Origin of the sequence: Neomicrococcus aestuarii (assembly GCF_014201135.1) — a bacterium.
In the GTDB taxonomy this organism is placed as follows: domain Bacteria; phylum Actinomycetota; class Actinomycetes; order Actinomycetales; family Micrococcaceae; genus Neomicrococcus; species Neomicrococcus aestuarii.
In genome coordinates, this window is the sequence record NZ_JACHDR010000001.1 from 1,976,454 (window position 1) to 1,992,371 (window position 15,918).

At 60.3% G+C, this 15,918-nt stretch carries 13 protein-coding genes and 2 pseudogenes; 8 read left to right on the forward strand and 7 right to left on the reverse strand.

Annotation, left to right across the window (positions count from 1 at the left end):
• Positions 1-237 precede the first annotated feature (237 nt).
• The 6 genes and pseudogenes from HD598_RS08930 to HD598_RS08955 all read right to left on the reverse strand — a co-directional run.
• On the reverse strand, positions 238-1,788 hold the full coding sequence (locus tag HD598_RS08930) for a hypothetical protein (protein ID WP_183665297.1): 1,551 nt from the start codon (positions 1,786-1,788) through the stop codon (positions 238-240).
• Between the two features lie 240 nt (positions 1,789-2,028).
• Positions 2,029-2,784 (reverse strand): TatD family hydrolase, encoded by a 756-nt coding sequence (locus HD598_RS08935; RefSeq protein WP_183665299.1) that lies wholly within the window; start codon positions 2,782-2,784, stop codon positions 2,029-2,031.
• On the reverse strand, positions 2,781-4,064 hold the full coding sequence (locus tag HD598_RS08940; protein WP_183665302.1) for a queuosine biosynthesis protein queC: 1,284 nt from the start codon (positions 4,062-4,064) through the stop codon (positions 2,781-2,783). The genes HD598_RS08935 and HD598_RS08940 overlap by 4 nt, the downstream gene beginning before the upstream one ends.
• Before the next feature lie 5 nt (positions 4,065-4,069).
• Positions 4,070-4,945, reverse strand: a complete 876-nt coding sequence (locus HD598_RS08945; protein ID WP_183665304.1) for a hypothetical protein — start codon at positions 4,943-4,945, stop codon at positions 4,070-4,072.
• Positions 4,935-6,689 carry a KAP family P-loop NTPase fold protein gene (locus HD598_RS08950; RefSeq protein WP_183665306.1) on the reverse strand — a complete coding sequence of 585 codons (1,755 nt, stop codon included), beginning with the start codon at positions 6,687-6,689 and terminating at the stop codon, positions 4,935-4,937. The genes HD598_RS08945 and HD598_RS08950 overlap by 11 nt, the downstream gene beginning before the upstream one ends.
• 406 nt (positions 6,690-7,095) lie before the next feature.
• A pseudogene (locus tag HD598_RS08955) lies at positions 7,096-7,872 on the reverse strand (transposase); the annotation flags it as partial.
• Between the two features lie 48 nt (positions 7,873-7,920).
• On the opposite strand from HD598_RS08955, the gene HD598_RS08960 reads away from it, so the two are divergent.
• Positions 7,921-8,205, forward strand: coding sequence for a transposase (locus tag HD598_RS08960; protein ID WP_183665308.1), 285 nt, complete (start codon positions 7,921-7,923; stop codon positions 8,203-8,205).
• Entirely contained in the window at positions 8,205-8,882 is a 678-nt protein-coding gene (locus HD598_RS08965; RefSeq protein ID WP_260170526.1) for an IS3 family transposase, read from the forward strand. Before HD598_RS08960 ends, HD598_RS08965 begins: the two co-directional genes overlap by 1 nt.
• Here HD598_RS08965 and HD598_RS08970 read toward each other — a convergent pair.
• Positions 8,869-10,266, reverse strand: a complete 1,398-nt coding sequence (locus tag HD598_RS08970; RefSeq protein WP_183662820.1) for an IS30 family transposase — start codon at positions 10,264-10,266, stop codon at positions 8,869-8,871. The genes HD598_RS08965 and HD598_RS08970 overlap by 14 nt on opposite strands.
• 47 nt (positions 10,267-10,313) lie before the next feature.
• Between HD598_RS08970 and HD598_RS08975 the strand changes: the two are divergent.
• The 6 genes and pseudogenes from HD598_RS08975 to HD598_RS08995 form a co-directional block, all read left to right on the forward strand.
• Positions 10,314-10,619, forward strand: a pseudogene (locus tag HD598_RS08975) (transposase); the annotation flags it as partial.
• A complete protein-coding gene (locus tag HD598_RS08980) occupies positions 10,612-12,384 on the forward strand; it encodes a type I restriction endonuclease subunit R, EcoR124 family (RefSeq protein ID WP_311539005.1) in 1,773 nt (590 codons plus the stop codon). The pseudogene HD598_RS08975 and the gene HD598_RS08980, both read left to right, overlap by 8 nt.
• Positions 12,384-14,264: an ATP-dependent nuclease gene (locus tag HD598_RS08985; RefSeq protein ID WP_183665314.1), complete on the forward strand. Its 1,881-nt coding sequence runs from the start codon at positions 12,384-12,386 to the stop codon at positions 14,262-14,264. Before HD598_RS08980 ends, HD598_RS08985 begins: the two co-directional genes overlap by 1 nt.
• A 2-nt stretch (positions 14,265-14,266) precedes the next feature.
• Positions 14,267-15,010, forward strand: coding sequence for a DUF2130 domain-containing protein (locus tag HD598_RS13550; RefSeq protein ID WP_260170527.1), 744 nt, complete (start codon positions 14,267-14,269; stop codon positions 15,008-15,010).
• Positions 14,979-15,683, forward strand: coding sequence for a DUF2130 domain-containing protein (locus HD598_RS13555; RefSeq protein WP_311539006.1), 705 nt, complete (start codon positions 14,979-14,981; stop codon positions 15,681-15,683). The genes HD598_RS13550 and HD598_RS13555 overlap by 32 nt, the downstream gene beginning before the upstream one ends.
• Entirely contained in the window at positions 15,680-15,898 is a 219-nt protein-coding gene (locus tag HD598_RS08995; RefSeq protein ID WP_183665316.1) for a KTSC domain-containing protein, read from the forward strand. Before HD598_RS13555 ends, HD598_RS08995 begins: the two co-directional genes overlap by 4 nt.
• Positions 15,899-15,918 lie beyond the last annotated feature (20 nt).

Here is a 15,918-nt window from a genome sequence, read left to right on the forward strand (position 1 = left end):
GGAACTCCGGCCCGTGACGTCACACGTACCTCATCGACACCGACAAGGAGATCGGCGACTTCACGGGTCGGGTCGAGCGCGACCCAGTTGGGCAAAGCGGCCAAGACCTTGGGGGAAATGGCTTCTGCGTCCCGCTTGAGCTTATACCGCCCTGACTTGCCGAGCGCGAGCATGTGCCGAGCATCAACACTCATGCGCTGGTGGCGCGTCGGTCGCGCGGGGGGGTGCATTTCACTGTTACTCCACTTCGCTGAGGGCGTGCCGCAGAAGCGCGTTCAGGACGTCCGCGTCGTCAATGCCTTTGTCGAGCGCCTTTACATCTGCTGCCAGCGTCCTGATGGCCTTGACGGGTAGCCAGGGAGGAAGCTCGCGATAGGTGCGATCGAATCCGATGAGGTTACACGTCTGAAAGTCGAGCTGCTCTACCCAGCCGGCGCAGGAGACGACAAGAGACGTCAGCAACTGCGGCGCAGTCTCTAGAGCATGGGCAAGGCGGTCATGCACTTCAGCGTCTGATGTCGCACGGGCGAAGGCCCACATCATCGACTGACCGTTGACGTCGTTGCCGACCCACGAGGCACCTTTGGACCAGTCCGTTTCCGACCATAAGCGACGTAGGTTCTCATCTGCGGCAACGGCAGGGGCATCCTTCGCGTCGCCGTGGCGACCGGCCTCCTGGAGTAGTGCGGCCGCAGCACAGATTGGAAGCCGCTGTTGATCCCGTTCCACAAGCTTGAGCCGCTCATCCTCGGTCGCGTTGCCCCCTACCGCAATCGCGAGAGCGGCGGTGGGGTCAAGACCAATCGCGAGGAAGTGTGCGGTCGGTGGGATCGCTGCGGCTTGAGCGGTCGCGCCTGCAACACGCTCGCGGAGTTCCGGGTCGTACGGACGGTGACGGACTCGATGGAACGGTCGGGCTTCATCGAGGAGCTTTCGGTGTTCCGCCAGGGGGTCCACCTGCTCGGGCTCATTGGCGATTGGTGGAAGCTCGGGCACCGCGACCTGTTCGCCACGAGAGGCGCGCACGAGATCGGTGACCGATCGCTGGAGTTCCCCCAGCGCATCATCGAATGCCGTGTCCGACGCCGGTTCAGAGCGTCCCGTCCAGGTCGAAGCCGTATCGATCAGCTCCGTGATCGCACGTTCCAGAGCGTCGCACCACGGAGCAACCTGTCTACCTGTCACTCGGACCGCAGCAAGTTCGATTCGTGCCGCCTCCGCCGCAGGCCCCACTTCATCGAGCGCTGCCGCCAGAGCCGACTGAATGCCCTCCTGTATCGGGCGAACTTCCATCTCCGACGGCTCCACGTGCACCGGATTGCCCTCGTCATCCCACATGTTGAAAGATCTTCGCGTCTGCTCTCGCAGTTGCTGCCAACGCCCAGCCCACGAGCGTACGACGGCGCGAGTCCGCCCAGCCGCGAGTCGAAGTGCCTCTACCCGACGCACCAGTTCGACCGTTGACGGAGCATGCAGCGCGTCAAACGACTCTGACGCGACGAGCACCTCAGTTGCCTCATCGTCGTTGATCGGCCAGTTGCGTTGGAGGCGGTCGTGCTCTGCGATCTGCGCCGCCTTCCACTCGCGAAGCAGGTCGGCAGGGAAAAGCTCCGGCATCTCGTCGATCTCGTAGGAGTGCTCGATGCATAGCAGAACGAGGTTGTCGAAGGCCCGGTTCTCGTCGGCAGTCATCTTGAGCCACCGTGGTCCGCCCTTGCGGCGGGCGTGGATATGGGCGACTCGGCTGTTCAGCAGTCGGTCACCCGTGTCGTCCGAGAGCTTGTACAACGGTCGGCTGCACTCCGGATGCGCGCACCGGAATGCAGACCCGTATAGCTGACGCACCGTGGAAGGAGTCGGGAGTGGATACGCGGTGTTCATCACGGCCCCGAGTTATCCATCGTTGCGATCGTCCAGCCAGCACCCTTCGCGGGATGCTGTCGGCGGATGGGCTTCGGCGAAGACTGCCGAAGCGTTGTTCGCGGCTGAACGGAATGATCAAACCGAAACGCGATCAGTGCTTGGGATCTACAAATACAGCAGGACATCTGCGATCTTCTCAGGTAAGCGCTCGATGGCACCGGAACGCTCGCTGAGCGTGCGTAGGTTCCACCATGTCGTAGCCCGGACTTCGCCAGTGCTGATGCTCCAGGCTTCGCTCAGCAGCTTCTCGATCCTCTGTGTGTCAGCGGGCGTGCGGGCGCGGACCTTTCGAGCCGGGAAGTCCGTCTCGCACAGAACTCGGTCGCGCGGGAGGCGGCGAAGCTGTTCTTCGGACATCGCGGCGTTGACTGAGAAGTACGCATCCATGTCGATCGCCCGTTTGACGTCGGTGTCGTCTCCGTTGAACCAATGAAGGATTGCTCCACGCACGTTGACATCGTGGAGGTGTTGGACGACCTCGGTTGGTGCCCCGGAGCTGTGAACGGAGACCAGCACGGGCTCGTCGCGGACGATGGTGAGGACTTCGTGAAAGATGGAGCGTTGCTGAGCCCAGCTCCCGCCGCGTCGGTCCAGGCCGATCTCACCGACAAGCGCGAACGAGCCTAGAAGCTCTTCGAACCGCGCTGCGTCCCAAACGGCGCGAGCGGCCGCGACCGCTGGGTGAACTCCGACTCCCCAGACGAGTGAGTTGTCGCGCCGGTTCTTGACCTGGTCCGCTTCATGCAGGCTTCGCGTCACAGCGAACACAACAGCGTTGCCGAGCGCAGCAATCTGACCCTGGGTGACGTCGGGAGCGATGTGCGCATGGGCGTCCAGCGCGGGAAGTTTGGCACCGGTCATGTCAGGTCCACTTCCCTCAGTTCGGACAGTCCGCGTTCAGCGAGATCGCTGATTGCGTCTAGATCGGCATCTGGGGGCCACGTCCCTGCGTCGATCGCGTATTCGTCGATACCGCGTGCTATCGCGTAGCTGATGGCGGCGCGGTCACTGTAACGACGCTCTAGGAGTTCGTCACGAGCGTTCCCGTCCAGGTTGTCAGAGAGGTAGATGGTCGTGTCGTCTACCTCAGCCGCAATATAGGAACCACGACGGGTGACGCATGCGTAGCACAGCCCGCAGTTGAGAGTGGAGTTGCCGCCCTTGATGCGCGCCCCGTCGAGTTTGCTGCACGAGACTGTCAATCCTGCGGTGCGCTCCCATCCTGTCGGTGGCTGGCCGTCAGCGACCAGGCGCATCTCCTCACCCTTGGTGTAGTCGGCAAACGGGTTCGTCACCGATATCGACAGTCCGAGGGTGTGCAGGAGTTCGTTGACGCGATAAAAGGTCTCGGGATGGGTGGAGCGGGTCGAAAGCGCACCGGCCCGGTTGGGATGCAGCGGAAGATTTAGGCTGGTGAAACCGTTCTCGGGCACGAGGAGCGTCGTAGCCTGGCGACTTGATGCGATGGCAACTCCAAGCGCCATGAATAGTAAAGAACGGCTCCTGCTGGAGGATTCCTTCTTGCCAGCAGCCTGCGTGAACTCAATCTGCGTGTAGGAGGGCGCCGGTTTGTAGCTCTCTTGGAGCCAGGAGCGGATGGTGTTCTGGGCGCGTCGCACGGCGGTAGCGGTGTCGTAGTGGCCGACGAACAGCGGAGCGTCGTCCATGGTAGACAGCAGGTGTAGCGCACCGAGATAGGAGTCGAGGCCTCCGCTGAGTAGAGCGACCGACGCGACGGTATCGGCTGACTTATCGGAGGTGGCCGCGGGTCTTGCGGTGGGGTCCTGAACGAGTTCGATCTCCCAGGTGTCGCCGGTCAGCCAGGTGAGCAGTTGGGCGAGTTGGTTGGCGGCTTGGCCTTCCCAGGGCGCAGGATCAGCGACTTCGACGGTCAGTTGGAGGCGCCGTGTGAAGGCGGTCGGTCTTCCTGAAAGCCGATCGGCGAGGTACGCGGCGCCAGCGATGCGCGTCAGGTCGATGGCTTGGTCTGGGACATGTCCCAGTGAAGGCAACCACCAGCCGAGTCCGCTCTTGACGGTGTCAGTCTCGGCTGCCACGGTTGGCCACCGAAGCCGCTGGTAGGCGGCCAAGTTATCGTTCGTGGAATCTTCGCCGGAGAGGTAGAAGTGAGTCTGTGGCATGTCGATCACCTCGCTCTTAGTACACGGATCGCTCGTTGGGCAAGGTCGGCTGCCGCTTGATGCAGGCTGTTCGCGGACAGTGCTGGGCTAGCGTCGATGTCCAGTCCGCGCACCTTCGCATCGATCCAGCCGCGTAGCATCCGTTCGCGTACGACGGCCTCATTGCCATCAAGAGTGCCGTTAGTGATCTGGTCTTGGAGTTCCACGAGCCCGAGTTGGAAAATGTAGGCGCTGACGAATCCTTTGATCGCTTCGGTGGCGGTGGGCGGTTCTCCCTCAACGCCAACGATCTTCTTGACCTGCTCGGTGGCTGCCTGTCGGATGGCTCGATCGTCGGGGTGTCCGTCGTCGCCGACCATAATCGTGACGAGCCTACTGATGCGCGCGCGAGGAGTTAGGGAGTCGAACTCCTCCAGCGAGAGCCCGTAGTCCGACAGCCGTTGGGCGTCGCGGTCCCTGAGCGCGTATGCGGCGCCGATCGTCGCGCCACCACGAGAAGCCCCGCCAATTACCTGCCTGGTTGACCTGCTGCCGGATCGGCCTGTGCCTGCGGAACGTCCTCCAGAGGAGCGGGCACCGCCTGCTCCTCCCGCGCCAGCCCCGCGGCGTCCTGGGACGCGAGGGCGAGGAATCGGGGGGACTGTGTTGCCTCGGGTGGCAGGATCGTCGCGCCACAGCGCGTCGATGAGCGCTTGACCAGCGCGGTCGAGGTCTGAGGCTGGCTGTGCAGGATCGAAAAGCGTGTCCGAAGGTGGGGCGGGTTCGGAGGCCTCGGCGTCTGCGACGCTTCCGCCGCTCGAGGAGCCGAGATCGCACCAGGCATCCCGGAAATCGTTCCATTCGGCGGTATTACTGCCGCCGTATGCGCCGCTAGTTCCCATCGAGCTGCTCCAGTTCGTCGCGCGCGGCTTCTCGTGTTGCGGCGTGCAGCGAGGTGTCCTGCGCAGCGCGGCGCACTAGCCCTAGGAGCGCGGGGCGACCGCTGTTGGCGAGTTCCACGATTGATCCTGGCGTGAGGCGATTTCCCCAGCAGTGGGACTCAATACCCTCCGCGGCGGCCTCGTCGAGTGTGGCGTTCTTGCTCACCCAGAGGACGGCACCTCGGATCACCGCTTCAGCGTTATCGGTCCGTTTCGTGGCACCAATCAGCACTTCCAGCGCGGCAAGTTGTTCATCTTGGCCTCGATCACACAGCTTCTCGGCAGCGACGTTGCGTGCAGCTTCGCTTTCTCCGAGAAGATCATTGATGAAGGCAAGTACGTCGTCCGAAACCTGCGCGCCCATGCTGACGTTAATCAGGCTGGCAGCCAGACTGATGTAAGGGTCCAGGTTCTCATCACTGAGGAACGGTGGCGCAGCCGCCCAATCCTTCGTTCCATCATCGATGCCGGTCGGAAGCGTCGCGTTCTCTCCCTCTTCTCCTGATGGGTTCGCCCATGCCTCCCAGCGGGCCAGGAGCGCCCTGCGGTCCTGGGCGGGAGCTGCAGCGAGGGTGTTGAAGGACGTGCGGTGCAACTCTTCGAGCAGCAACATCTTGATCATCACGGCCGGAGCGATCTTGACCTGACGTGCTTGCGCGATGGACTCCCGGACACCGAACGCGTTGAGGAATCGCTTGATCTGACGGGGATTAGAGCGACGATCGGCACTCAAGCCCTCGGCGAGCTGGGTCGCCAATGCCAGATCTTCCTCGGACGGTGCAGGTTTCAGTTCGCCAAGTTCGTGCAGCAGCGGCGTCAGATTCTGGTTCCTGCGGCTACGGACGTGGTCGGCCAACTTGCGCAGGTCTTCCTTCTCCATCGTGCGTCCCGCGATCAGGAGCCCGATGTACGCCTCCGCATCCGTTCCAGATAGCCGCGGAAGCGCGATAGGAATCTGGACAATCTTCTCCAGGTAACGCCTCGCGAAGACATCGCCGCGTCGAGCCCCGTCCAGGCTGACCGAGATGGCGTCACGAACCATGTCCTGATCCGCCGCCAGCACGAACACCATCTTCTCTGTCGACAAGAACAGCTTGATCGCCTCGAGCGTCGCAGTCACCGCATCCGGCAGGCAACGATCAAGATCGTCTACAAGAACAACGACCCGCTCCACTTTCGGTATCAAGGCCAGCAAGTCCTTGTACGCATCGTTGAAACTCGCCATTGACTCCGGGCCAGCGGGATCCTTCGGGCGGAAGATGTCGGCGATCTGCTGCGGATCGACCTGAAAAGTCAAAGCGCCCTTGGCAATCGCTACAGCCGCTCGGCTCCAGCTGATCCGCTCCAGAAGCTCTTTGGCCTTCTTGCCGACACTCTCTTTGACGCCAGTGTCTTTGATCTGCGCTTGGATACCGTGAAGGATCTCGGATATCAGGGTGCCCTTGACATCATCCTGATCGTCGTAAACCCAAGGATTGGTCGAGACGACGAAGCAGGTCTCATCATTTTCGAACTCGGCTTCGATGAGCTTGAGCACAGTGGACTTCCCGCCACCCCAGGGGCTCTGTACCGAGAGTGTCAGAGGGTGAATCTGGTGCTCCCGGACTGCCGCGACGATGGGATCGACCACCGCGTCGAACCCCAGTAGGTCCAGGCTGCTGGGGTTGTCGTCCCAGAGTCTGATCTGCGGTGGTGCTGTCGCCATCGCCGGCCTCGCTCTCTGGCGATGGCTCAGCTGTGCGAATCGCCTAGGTTGTCATGAGATCCCTGTCATGAATCATTGTCGCGCATCGGACTCGTCACGTCCCTTCGACACGGCGACTTACTCGGAGACGGTTGAATCGGGTAGCGACACCGAGGGCTTCTTACCGTCGCCCACAACCGTCGGCCGTGGGCACGCTATCCGCCGCCCCAACAGACCAGAGGCGTCGGTGCGCAAGCTAACCTCGATCTTTCATAGGGCCCGGCTGACCGACGGTCCAGCGTCGCTGCCGGTCTCGTAGTCATGATTCTGGCATGGGGGTGTGACAAGGTCCCGCATGCGCTGCGGGTAGGCGTCGGTTCCACTGCCGAAGAGGTGTTGCTGATCGTCGGGTCGGATGGCGGCGTGGTCAGGGTGTCGTGAGGGCTGCGAGCCGCTTCCAGCCGTCGAGGATGGTTGTGGACCAGGGGTTGTTCCGCTTGAGGTGCAGGATGGTGCGCCTTCCCGTGTGGGCCAACGTGGCGGCGATCGTGAACAGGCGGTGGCGCAGGGTCTTGGGTTCCCATCGCCTGGCGGGGCCGTCGAGGCAGAGCATGGCCATCCAGGCGAGCAAGTCGCTGGCCAAGCCAACGATGAGCAGCCAGATGCGGTTCTGCGCGAAGCCCTGCAAGGGCAGGTTCGACAGGCCGGTGTCCTTGGCGGTGCGGATGCGGTCCTCGCAGCGGGCCCGGCGCCGGTGCCGCATCTCCAAGTCAGCCAACTGACCGGTGCGGGTGTTGGTGACGAAGGCGGTAAGCCGGTAGCCATCGACATCATCAAAACGGAGCTGAGCGCCGGGGTGGGGGCGTTCCCGGCGGACGATCACTCGCATCCCTGAGGGATACCCGTTCAACGATCCCTTGCTCTGGAGGAGGTCGGTGAACTCGACCACTGCTGCGCCGTCGCGGACCTGGCCGTCGGCGTTGTAGGCGTCCTGCCACGCGGTCTCGGGGATGAGGTGGTAGAGCTCCGGGGTGCTCATGGGCAGCGTGAAGCCGATCGAGTACGACACCCCCTTGCTGGAGAGGAAGCCGAGAAGCTGTTTGGAACCACCAGCCCCGTCGGTACGGATCAACACCTTGCGGCCGGGCCTGCTCGGGTTGATCCCGGGCACCTGTTTCAACGCGGAGCGGATGACGGTTTCGTGAACCGTACTGGGTTTGGTAGACACTCATGATTGATTGGAGAATGAGTTATGCCCAGTGGAGTGAAGTACGACACAGCGTTTCGGGAGCGCGCGGTCCGGTTGTTGCAGGAACGCCGCTCGGAGTATCAGGAAGAGTCTCTTACGGCGTCGATCCGGCAGGTTGCTGGCGTGGTGGGGATGCCGTATGACACGTTGCGGACATGGAATCGACAATCAACTCCTGGTTTGGCAGGGGCTGTGAGTGTGGATTTGGCGAGCGAGAATCGTAGGTTGAAGCGCGAGCTCGCGGAAGCGAAGCGGGCGAACGAGATCTTGCGTTCGGCCGCGTCTTAATGCGTAAGCGGTGCTCGAGGCCCACGAGGTTGATCGTGAAATTCATTGATCAGTTTCGGGATCGCTATGGGGTCAAGCCGATCTGCACGGTGCTCACGCGTCATGCTGGTGTGAAGATCGCCCCGAGCACGTATTACGCTTTCAAATCCCGACCAATAAGCGCCAGAACACGACGTGATAGTGAGCTTGTGCCGGTCGTGAGGCAGCTGCATGAGCGTCATTACGGGGTGTATGGGATTGTGAAAATGTGGCATGCACTCAAGAGTGAAGGCCATGTTGTGGGCCGTGATCACGTGGCACGGTTGATGCGATTGGCCGGTGTTCACGGGGTCGTTCGGGGCAAGAAGCCGGTGACCACGGTTTCCGATCGGAGCGCGCACCGGTTCCCTGATCTGGTCAAACGCGGGTGGGACGTCACGGATTTGAACACGGTCTGGGTGGCTGATTTCACTTATGTGCGTGTCCCGTCAGGGTTTGTGTATGTCGCGTTCATTACCGATGTGGCCTCCCGCAGGATTCTGGGATGGAACGTGGATACGTCTCGGCGTACCTCGTTGGTGACGAGTGCGTTGAATCATGCACTCATGGTTCGACGGCTTAGTGGGCAGCGTTTCAGCGTGAAAAGGCTGATTCATCATTCAGACGCCGGCACTCAAGGTGAATTCAATCGGTGGTAGCAACACTCGGTTGTTGTACTGATTCTAGATAATCTTCGAACGCTTCAGCTGGGGTTCTCCATCCCAGGGTCTTTCGCGGCCTGGTGTTGAGGGTGTGAGCGATGGCTGCGACTTCTTCAGCGCCCCATCGTGAGAGATCGGTGCCTTTGGGGAAGTATTGCCGTAGCAGCCCATTGGTGTTCTCGTTCGTGCCGCGTTGCCAGGGGCTACGTGGGTCTGCGAAATAGACTGGTACTCCAGATTCGACGGTGAACTGAGAATGAGCTGAGAGCTCTTTGCCTCGATCCCAGGTGAGTGACTTTCGCAGATGCTCGGGCAGTTCCGCAACAGTCTTCGACAACGCGTTTTTCATGCTCACTGCCCCGTACCCGGCTAAAGGAGGACCGTTCTTCTTCCGCGGGAGGGTGCCGTAGCCTTGTTCGCGAGGCAGATGGACAAGCATGGTGAACCGTGTGGTGCGCTCGACCAGCGTGCCGACTGCCGAGCGATTGAGTCCAATGATCAGGTCACCTTCCCAATGGCCTGGCACGGCTCGGTCTTCGACCTCGGCGGGCCGTTGGCTGATAATGACCTTCTCATCGACATGGGCCCATGATTTCGCCTGCGCTCGGGCACGCGGGACCCGAAGGGCGCGGCCGGTGCGCAAGCAGGTCACCAATTCACGCTTCAGAGCACCACGGCCCTGAATGTAGAGAGCCTGGTAGATAGCTTCGTGCGAGATCCGCATGGACTCATCCTCAGGGAAGTCAACCTTCAGCCGATGGGAGATCTGCTCAGGACTCCAGCCTTTCACCCATCGGCGATCCCCGCGATGAGGCTTATTTCTGCCCTTCCACACAGCCTCATCAGGCCCATCAATCACCTGTCCGTCAGCAGCGGTGACTTTTCCCGCCAGTCGGTCCTGAACGTAGTCCCGCAACCTGGGATTACTCACCAGCTTTGCAGTCTTGGGCCGCTGAGCGAAGACCTCCGACTTCCATTGAGCAACTGAGGCTCGATAGTCCAACTTCCCGCCTCGGGTGGCCGCGTTACGCCGTAACTCTCGTGAAATCGTAGAAGGACTCCGTCCTAGACGACGAGCTATTTCGCGAACACCGATTTCTTGGGCTCGCAGCAGAGCGATCTCCTCACGCTCTTGGAAGGAAAGGTACCGGGAAGAGACCTTCGAGGACATAAACAGCGGCATACCACCACGATTGCGGAACCATCGAGCACCAACGGCTTGAGACACACCAGTGGCCTCTGCTGCCTTCTCAGAGGTGATCCCGGTGGCGATGTGCTTCCAGAACTCTCGTTCGACCTCCTGACGATGAGACGGAGCCCCCGGCGACTTCATCGCTGAACGGCCTGTGAACTGCCGCACCCATGCTGATGGTCTTCCCATTGCATACCTCCACGATCAAGGTGTTGCTACGACCAGTTGAATCCGGGCAATACACGTCCACTGAACTCAAAGAAGCCTTGTCACATGCGGGTGTGCGGGGTTCTATTGGGACGGTGGGTGACGCGTTGGATAACGCGTTGATGGAATCGGTGATCGGTTTGTATAAGACTGAACTCATTCACGCGAGGAAACGGAAAGTATGGGGCTCAGTACAAGAAGTCGAAACCAGCACTGCGCAGTGGGTGCACTGGTTCAACACCCTACGCATCCATTCAGGTATCGGGTATCAAACTCCCACCGAGTTCGAAACCAATTACCACCAACAAACCACGGCTGGAACACTCAGTGCGTGAACACAAACTGTCTATCAAACCCAGTACGGTTCAGTTCGGCGACATGCACACCGCGATCACAAAGGCCTTCAAGCGGTACAACCTCTTCGGCTTCACGGGCACCCCGATCTTCTCCGCCAAATCCGGCAGCGGCGGGAACCCGCAGCTCAAAACCACCGAGCAGGCGTTCGGTGAGAAGCTGCACACCCACACGATCGTCGATGCAATCACCGACAAGAACGTGCTTCCCTGCCGGATCGACTACGTCAACACCGTCAAGGTCGGCAACCCCGACGACAGCCAAGTGTCTGCGATCGACACAGAGAGTGTCCTGCTCGACTCGCGCCGCATCTCCGACATCGTGAAGTACACGCTCGAGCACTTCGACCAGAAGACCAAGCGTGCCGAGCACTACACGCTCGGGGAGCGCCGCGTGCGTGGTTTCAACGCGCTGTTCACGACCGCGTCTATCGAGGCCGCCCGCGTTTACTACAACCACTTCCAGATCCAGCAAGAAGGCCTGCCATCCGATAAGCGGTTGAAGGTCGGTCTGATCTACTCCTACGGTGCTAACGACGCGGTCGAAGACGGCGGCCTCGACGAAGAGGGCTTTGACACTGGCACACTGAACATGGACGCTCGCTCGTTCCTGGAAGACGCGATCCAGGACTACAACGACATGTTCGGCACGTCCTTTGACACCTCCGCCGACCGGTTCCAGAACTACTACAAAGATCTCTCGCTCAAGCTGAAACAGCGCGAGATCGACCTGGTCATCGTCGTGAACATGTTCCTAACCGGCTTCGACGCGACCACGATGAACACCCTGTTTGTCGACAAGAACCTGCGCGCGCACGGGTTGATCCAGGCGTACTCGCGCACGAACCGCATCCTGAACTCCGTCAAGACCTACGGCAACATCGTCAGCTTCCGCGACCTTGAAGACGAGACGAACGACGCGATCGCGCTGTTCGGAAACAAGGACGCCCGCGGCGTGGTACTTCTCAAGCCGTACGGCGAGTACTACAACGACTACGCCGAGAAAGTCAACGAACTGCTCAGCGCCTTCCCTCTCGGTCAGAAGATCATCGGTGAGGCTGAGCAGAAGGAGTTCATCCAGCTGTTCGGTGCGATCCTGCGACTGCAGAACATCCTGACTTCGTTCGACGAGTTCGACGGCTCCGCCCTACTGACCGACCGTCAAGGCCAGGACTACCGCAGCGTCTACCTCGACCTGTATGCCGAGTTCCGCAAGGACAAAGACGCCGACAAGGAACAGATCAACGATGATGTCGTCTTCGAGATCGAGCTGATCAAGCAGGTCGAGATCAACGTCGACTACATCCTCATGCTCGTGCAGAAGTACCGCGATGAATGCGGCGACGGTGATGACAAAGAGATCCGTGCCGAGATCTCCCGCGCCGTGGACGCCAGCCCTACCCTGCGCAACAAGAAGGACCTCATCGAGGACTTCGTCGATTCTCTCTCTGTGGATGGCGAGATCGACCAGGAATGGCGAGCATTCATCGCAGCCAAGCGCGAGGCCGAACTCGAGAGCATCATCACCGATGAGAACCTCCGCGCAGACGAGACCCGCGTCTTCCTTGAGACCGCGTTCCGCGACGGACAGATCCGCACCAGCGGCACAGCAATCACGAAGGTGTTGCCGCCGGTATCGCGGTTCTCTGCTGACGGCGGCCATGGCGAGAAGAAGCAACGCGTGATCCAGAAGCTCGGAGGGTTCTTCGAACGGTTCTTCGGGCTGGGCCCAGACGGGAGCAATTAATGAAGATTCAGTCAGCTCGAATTCGGAACTTCCGGACGCTGAAGGATGTGACGATCGATTTCGACAGCGTCACGACCTTCATCGGCCCGAACGGCACCGGCAAGTCAACAGTGCTCCGCGCTCTTGACTGGTATTTCAACGGCAAACCCGGGTCGTTGACCGAGAAGGATTGCTCGTTCGGGGCGATCGATGAAGATATCGAGGTTCAGGTCACCTTCAACGATCTGACTGAAAAGGACCGCGAGGCGCTCGGCAAATATGCTCCCGCCGGAGCCGACACTTTTACCGCTTGGAAGCAGCGTTCCGCCAGCGGCGTGGAGGTCTTCTCGGCGAATGCGAAAAGCTTCCCCGACTTCAACGACATTAAGGCTGCGACAAGCGCCACAGCAAAGAAGCAACTCTACGCCGAGCTCCGTCAAACTCGAACGGAGCTAGGGCTTCCCGCTGCGGCCACGGGGACGGCCGTCGATCTGGCCATGACGACGTGGGAAGCAGCAAACACCCCGCAATTAGTGGAGGCTCCGGAGGCGCTGCAGACCAATTTCTTCGGCTTCAATAGCGGCGGCAAGATGAGTGGCCTGTTCGACTTCGTGATCGTCACTGCGGACCTTCGTGCCAGTGAAGAATCGCTCGACGGTAAGGCGAGCATTATTGGGCGTATCCTCGAGCGTTCTGTTGACCGAGCAGCGGCCGACGAGGAAATCGCGACAATCGTGGAGGATGCCCGAGCCCGACAACAACGGGTCTATGAGGATAAGTTCAAGGCGCAACTCGAAACGATGACGGCGCAGCTTAACGAGGTTGTGACGTCGTACACGCCGGGGCGAGCGGTATCGGTCATGCCCGCAGAAGTAGAGCTCAAAGCCCCGCGGACTACGTTCGGCGTCTCGATTCTGGATGGCGCGACGGAGACCGCCGTCGAGCGCCAGGGCCACGGGTTCCAACGCACCCTGCTGATCTCTTCCCTGCAACTGCTGGCGCAGTCCGGTGCGGCGTCGGCGGAGGGCGTTATCTGCTTGGCCATCGAGGAGCCGGAACTATTCCAGCACCCGATTCAGGCTCAGACATTCGCGAAGGTGCTCCGCTCTTTGGCGGAGGACCCCGACAAGCGCATCCAGGTGAGCTACGCAACCCACAGTCCGTACTTTTTGGAAGCGCGGCATTTCGATCAGGTGCGTCGCCTGACACGATCAACTGATGAAACCCCGGTCGTGACCGTCCACTCGGCGTCCCTCGTGGATGTTAAGGACAAGCTGAAGGGCGTTGTCAAGCCTGCGGTCGTTGATCGCCAACTCGACGGCGTTGTGACGAATCAACTCTCGGTTGCGCTGTTTGCTCAGCGGGCGCTTCTCGTCGAAGGCACTACAGAGTCGGCGGTTTTGTATGGCGTCGGGGACCGAGGAGGCGTGGGCTCCCTGGAGGCAGCTGGTCTTTCGATCGTTCCAGTTGGTGGAAAGCAGTCAATTCCGTTGGCGCACGCAATCCTGACGGCCCTGGGGATTCCTACTTTTGCACTGTTTGACGCTGACAGCGGATTTGAGGCGCGTGCTCGGACGAACGGCAAGGAGCAGAACAAGATCGATGAGGAGCGGGCTGGTCATGTCGCCGCTAACCGCTCTGCGCTCAAGTACTTCGGTCGCACCGAGGAGGACTTCCCGTCGGCAGTCGTTGCCGACAACGTGGCAGTCTTCGACGATCACCTCGAGACATTCCTCGGGGCCGATTGGCCCGAGTGGGAATCGGCATGTGAGGCAGTCGAGGCTGCTTCTGGCATCAATCTGTCGAAGAATCAGCTGGCCTATCGGACGGCCACTCTCGAAGCAGCGGGCACGGTTCCTCCGATGCTCACCGAGATACTGATGAAAGCAAAGGAGGTTTGATCATGCATGAAATCAAGTGCCCGCATTGCGGCAAGACGTTCACTATCGATGAGGCGGGATACGCCGACATCGCCAAACAGGTCCGTGACAGTGAGTTCGACAAGCAGCTCCATGAGCGTCTCGAACTTGCCGACCAGGACAAGCAGAAGGCTCTAGCGCTGGCCGAAGCGAAGGCTGCGGGAGAGCTGCAGAAAGCTGCCGCCGCCAAGGACGCCGAGATTCAGGATCTGAAAGCCAGACTCGACGCCGGTGACGCTCAACAGAAGCTCGCCGTGACGGAGGCACTCACGGCCGTCGAGAAGGAGCGCGATTCCCTCACCGGGGCGCTCGAGAAGGCTAAGCAGGAGAAGCAGTCCGCCGTCGAGCTCGCCGAAGCGAAGCTCTCCGCCGAATTGCAGAAGACTGCCTCGACGAAAGACGCTGAGATTCAGGCTCTGAAAGCCGAGCTTGAGAGCGCCGAGGTGTCGCAGAAACTGGCGATCACCGAGGCGGTGAGCGCGGTCGAGAAGGAGCGCGACGAGTTCAAGAGCGGACTGGCGAAGGTGGAGTTAGAGAAGCAGCTCGCGGAGAAGTCACTCAAGGACAAGTACGAGACGCAGATTAAGGACCGCGACGATGCGATCGAGCGGCTGCGCGATATGAAAGCGAAACTGTCGACAAAGATGGTCGGCGAGACGCTCGAGCAGCACTGTGAGATCGAGTTCAACCGTATCCGTGCCACAGCCTTCCCCCCGAGCCTACTTTGAGAAGGACAACGACGCCCGCACAGGGAGCAAGGGCGACTTCATCTTCCGCGACTCCGACGAGTCCGGCACCGAGATCGTGTCGATTATGTTCGAGATGAAGAACGAGAACGACACGACCGCCACTAAGAAGAAGAACGAGGACTTCCTCAAAGAGCTCGACAAGGATCGCACCGAGAAGGGGTGCGAGTACGCAATCCTGGTCTCCCTCCTGGAACCGGAGAGCGATCTTTACAACGCAGGGATCGTGGACGTCTCGTACCGATACCCGAAGATGTACGTGATTCGTCCGCAGTTCTTTATTCAAATGATTACCCTGCTGCGTGACGCAGCGCTCAACGCACTCACCTATAAGAATGAGCTTGCGTTGGTGAAGGCGCAGAACATCGACATCACGAACTTCGAGAATGAGCTCGATACTTTCAAAGCCGCGTTCGGCAAGAACTACGACCTCGCCGCGCGACGTTTCCACACAGCCATCGACGAGATTGACAAGTCCATCGATCGGCTCCAAAAGGCGAAGGAGGCGCTTCTTGGCTCCGAACGCAATTTGCGACTCGCTAACGATAAAGCTCAGGATGTGACCATCAAGAAGCTAACCAGGAGTAACCCGACGATGGCGGCAAAGTTCGCGGAACTAGAAGCTGCGAAAGACGACGAAGGAGTCAACGAATGAATCGAGTATCAGTAGTGAGCAGCAACGTGGCTGAAGTTGGCTACGATCCGGAGACGAAGACGCTGGAAGTCGCGTTTGTTAAGGGTGGTGTCTATCAGTACGCTGGCGTTCCAGCGTCCATTTACAATGAGTTGCTCGTTGCCCCAAGTGTTGGGCGCTATTTCTATGTCAACGTGAAGAAGGCCGGGTACCCGGTACGTAAGGTTGCAAGTTAGGCGTCAGCTCTCCTTCCTGC

Excerpts from the sequence above, each read along its gene's own strand:
- HD598_RS08965 (WP_260170526.1), top strand. The coding sequence starts at position 8,205 with ATGCGTAAGCGGTGCTCGAGGCCCACGAGGTTGATCGTGAAATTCATT.
- HD598_RS13550 (WP_260170527.1), top strand. The coding sequence starts at position 14,267 with ATGCATGAAATCAAGTGCCCGCATTGCGGCAAGACGTTCACTATCGAT.
- HD598_RS08935 (WP_183665299.1), bottom strand. The coding sequence starts at position 2,784 with ATGACCGGTGCCAAACTTCCCGCGCTGGACGCCCATGCGCACATCGCT.
- HD598_RS08950 (WP_183665306.1), bottom strand. The coding sequence starts at position 6,689 with ATGGCGACAGCACCACCGCAGATCAGACTCTGGGACGACAACCCCAGC.
- HD598_RS08970 (WP_183662820.1), bottom strand. The coding sequence starts at position 10,266 with ATGGGAAGACCATCAGCATGGGTGCGGCAGTTCACAGGCCGTTCAGCG.
- HD598_RS08945 (WP_183665304.1), bottom strand. The coding sequence starts at position 4,945 with ATGGGAACTAGCGGCGCATACGGCGGCAGTAATACCGCCGAATGGAAC.
- HD598_RS08960 (WP_183665308.1), top strand. The coding sequence starts at position 7,921 with ATGCCCAGTGGAGTGAAGTACGACACAGCGTTTCGGGAGCGCGCGGTC.
- HD598_RS08995 (WP_183665316.1), top strand. The coding sequence starts at position 15,680 with ATGAATCGAGTATCAGTAGTGAGCAGCAACGTGGCTGAAGTTGGCTAC.
- HD598_RS08985 (WP_183665314.1), top strand. The coding sequence starts at position 12,384 with ATGAAGATTCAGTCAGCTCGAATTCGGAACTTCCGGACGCTGAAGGAT.
- HD598_RS08940 (WP_183665302.1), bottom strand. The coding sequence starts at position 4,064 with ATGCCACAGACTCACTTCTACCTCTCCGGCGAAGATTCCACGAACGAT.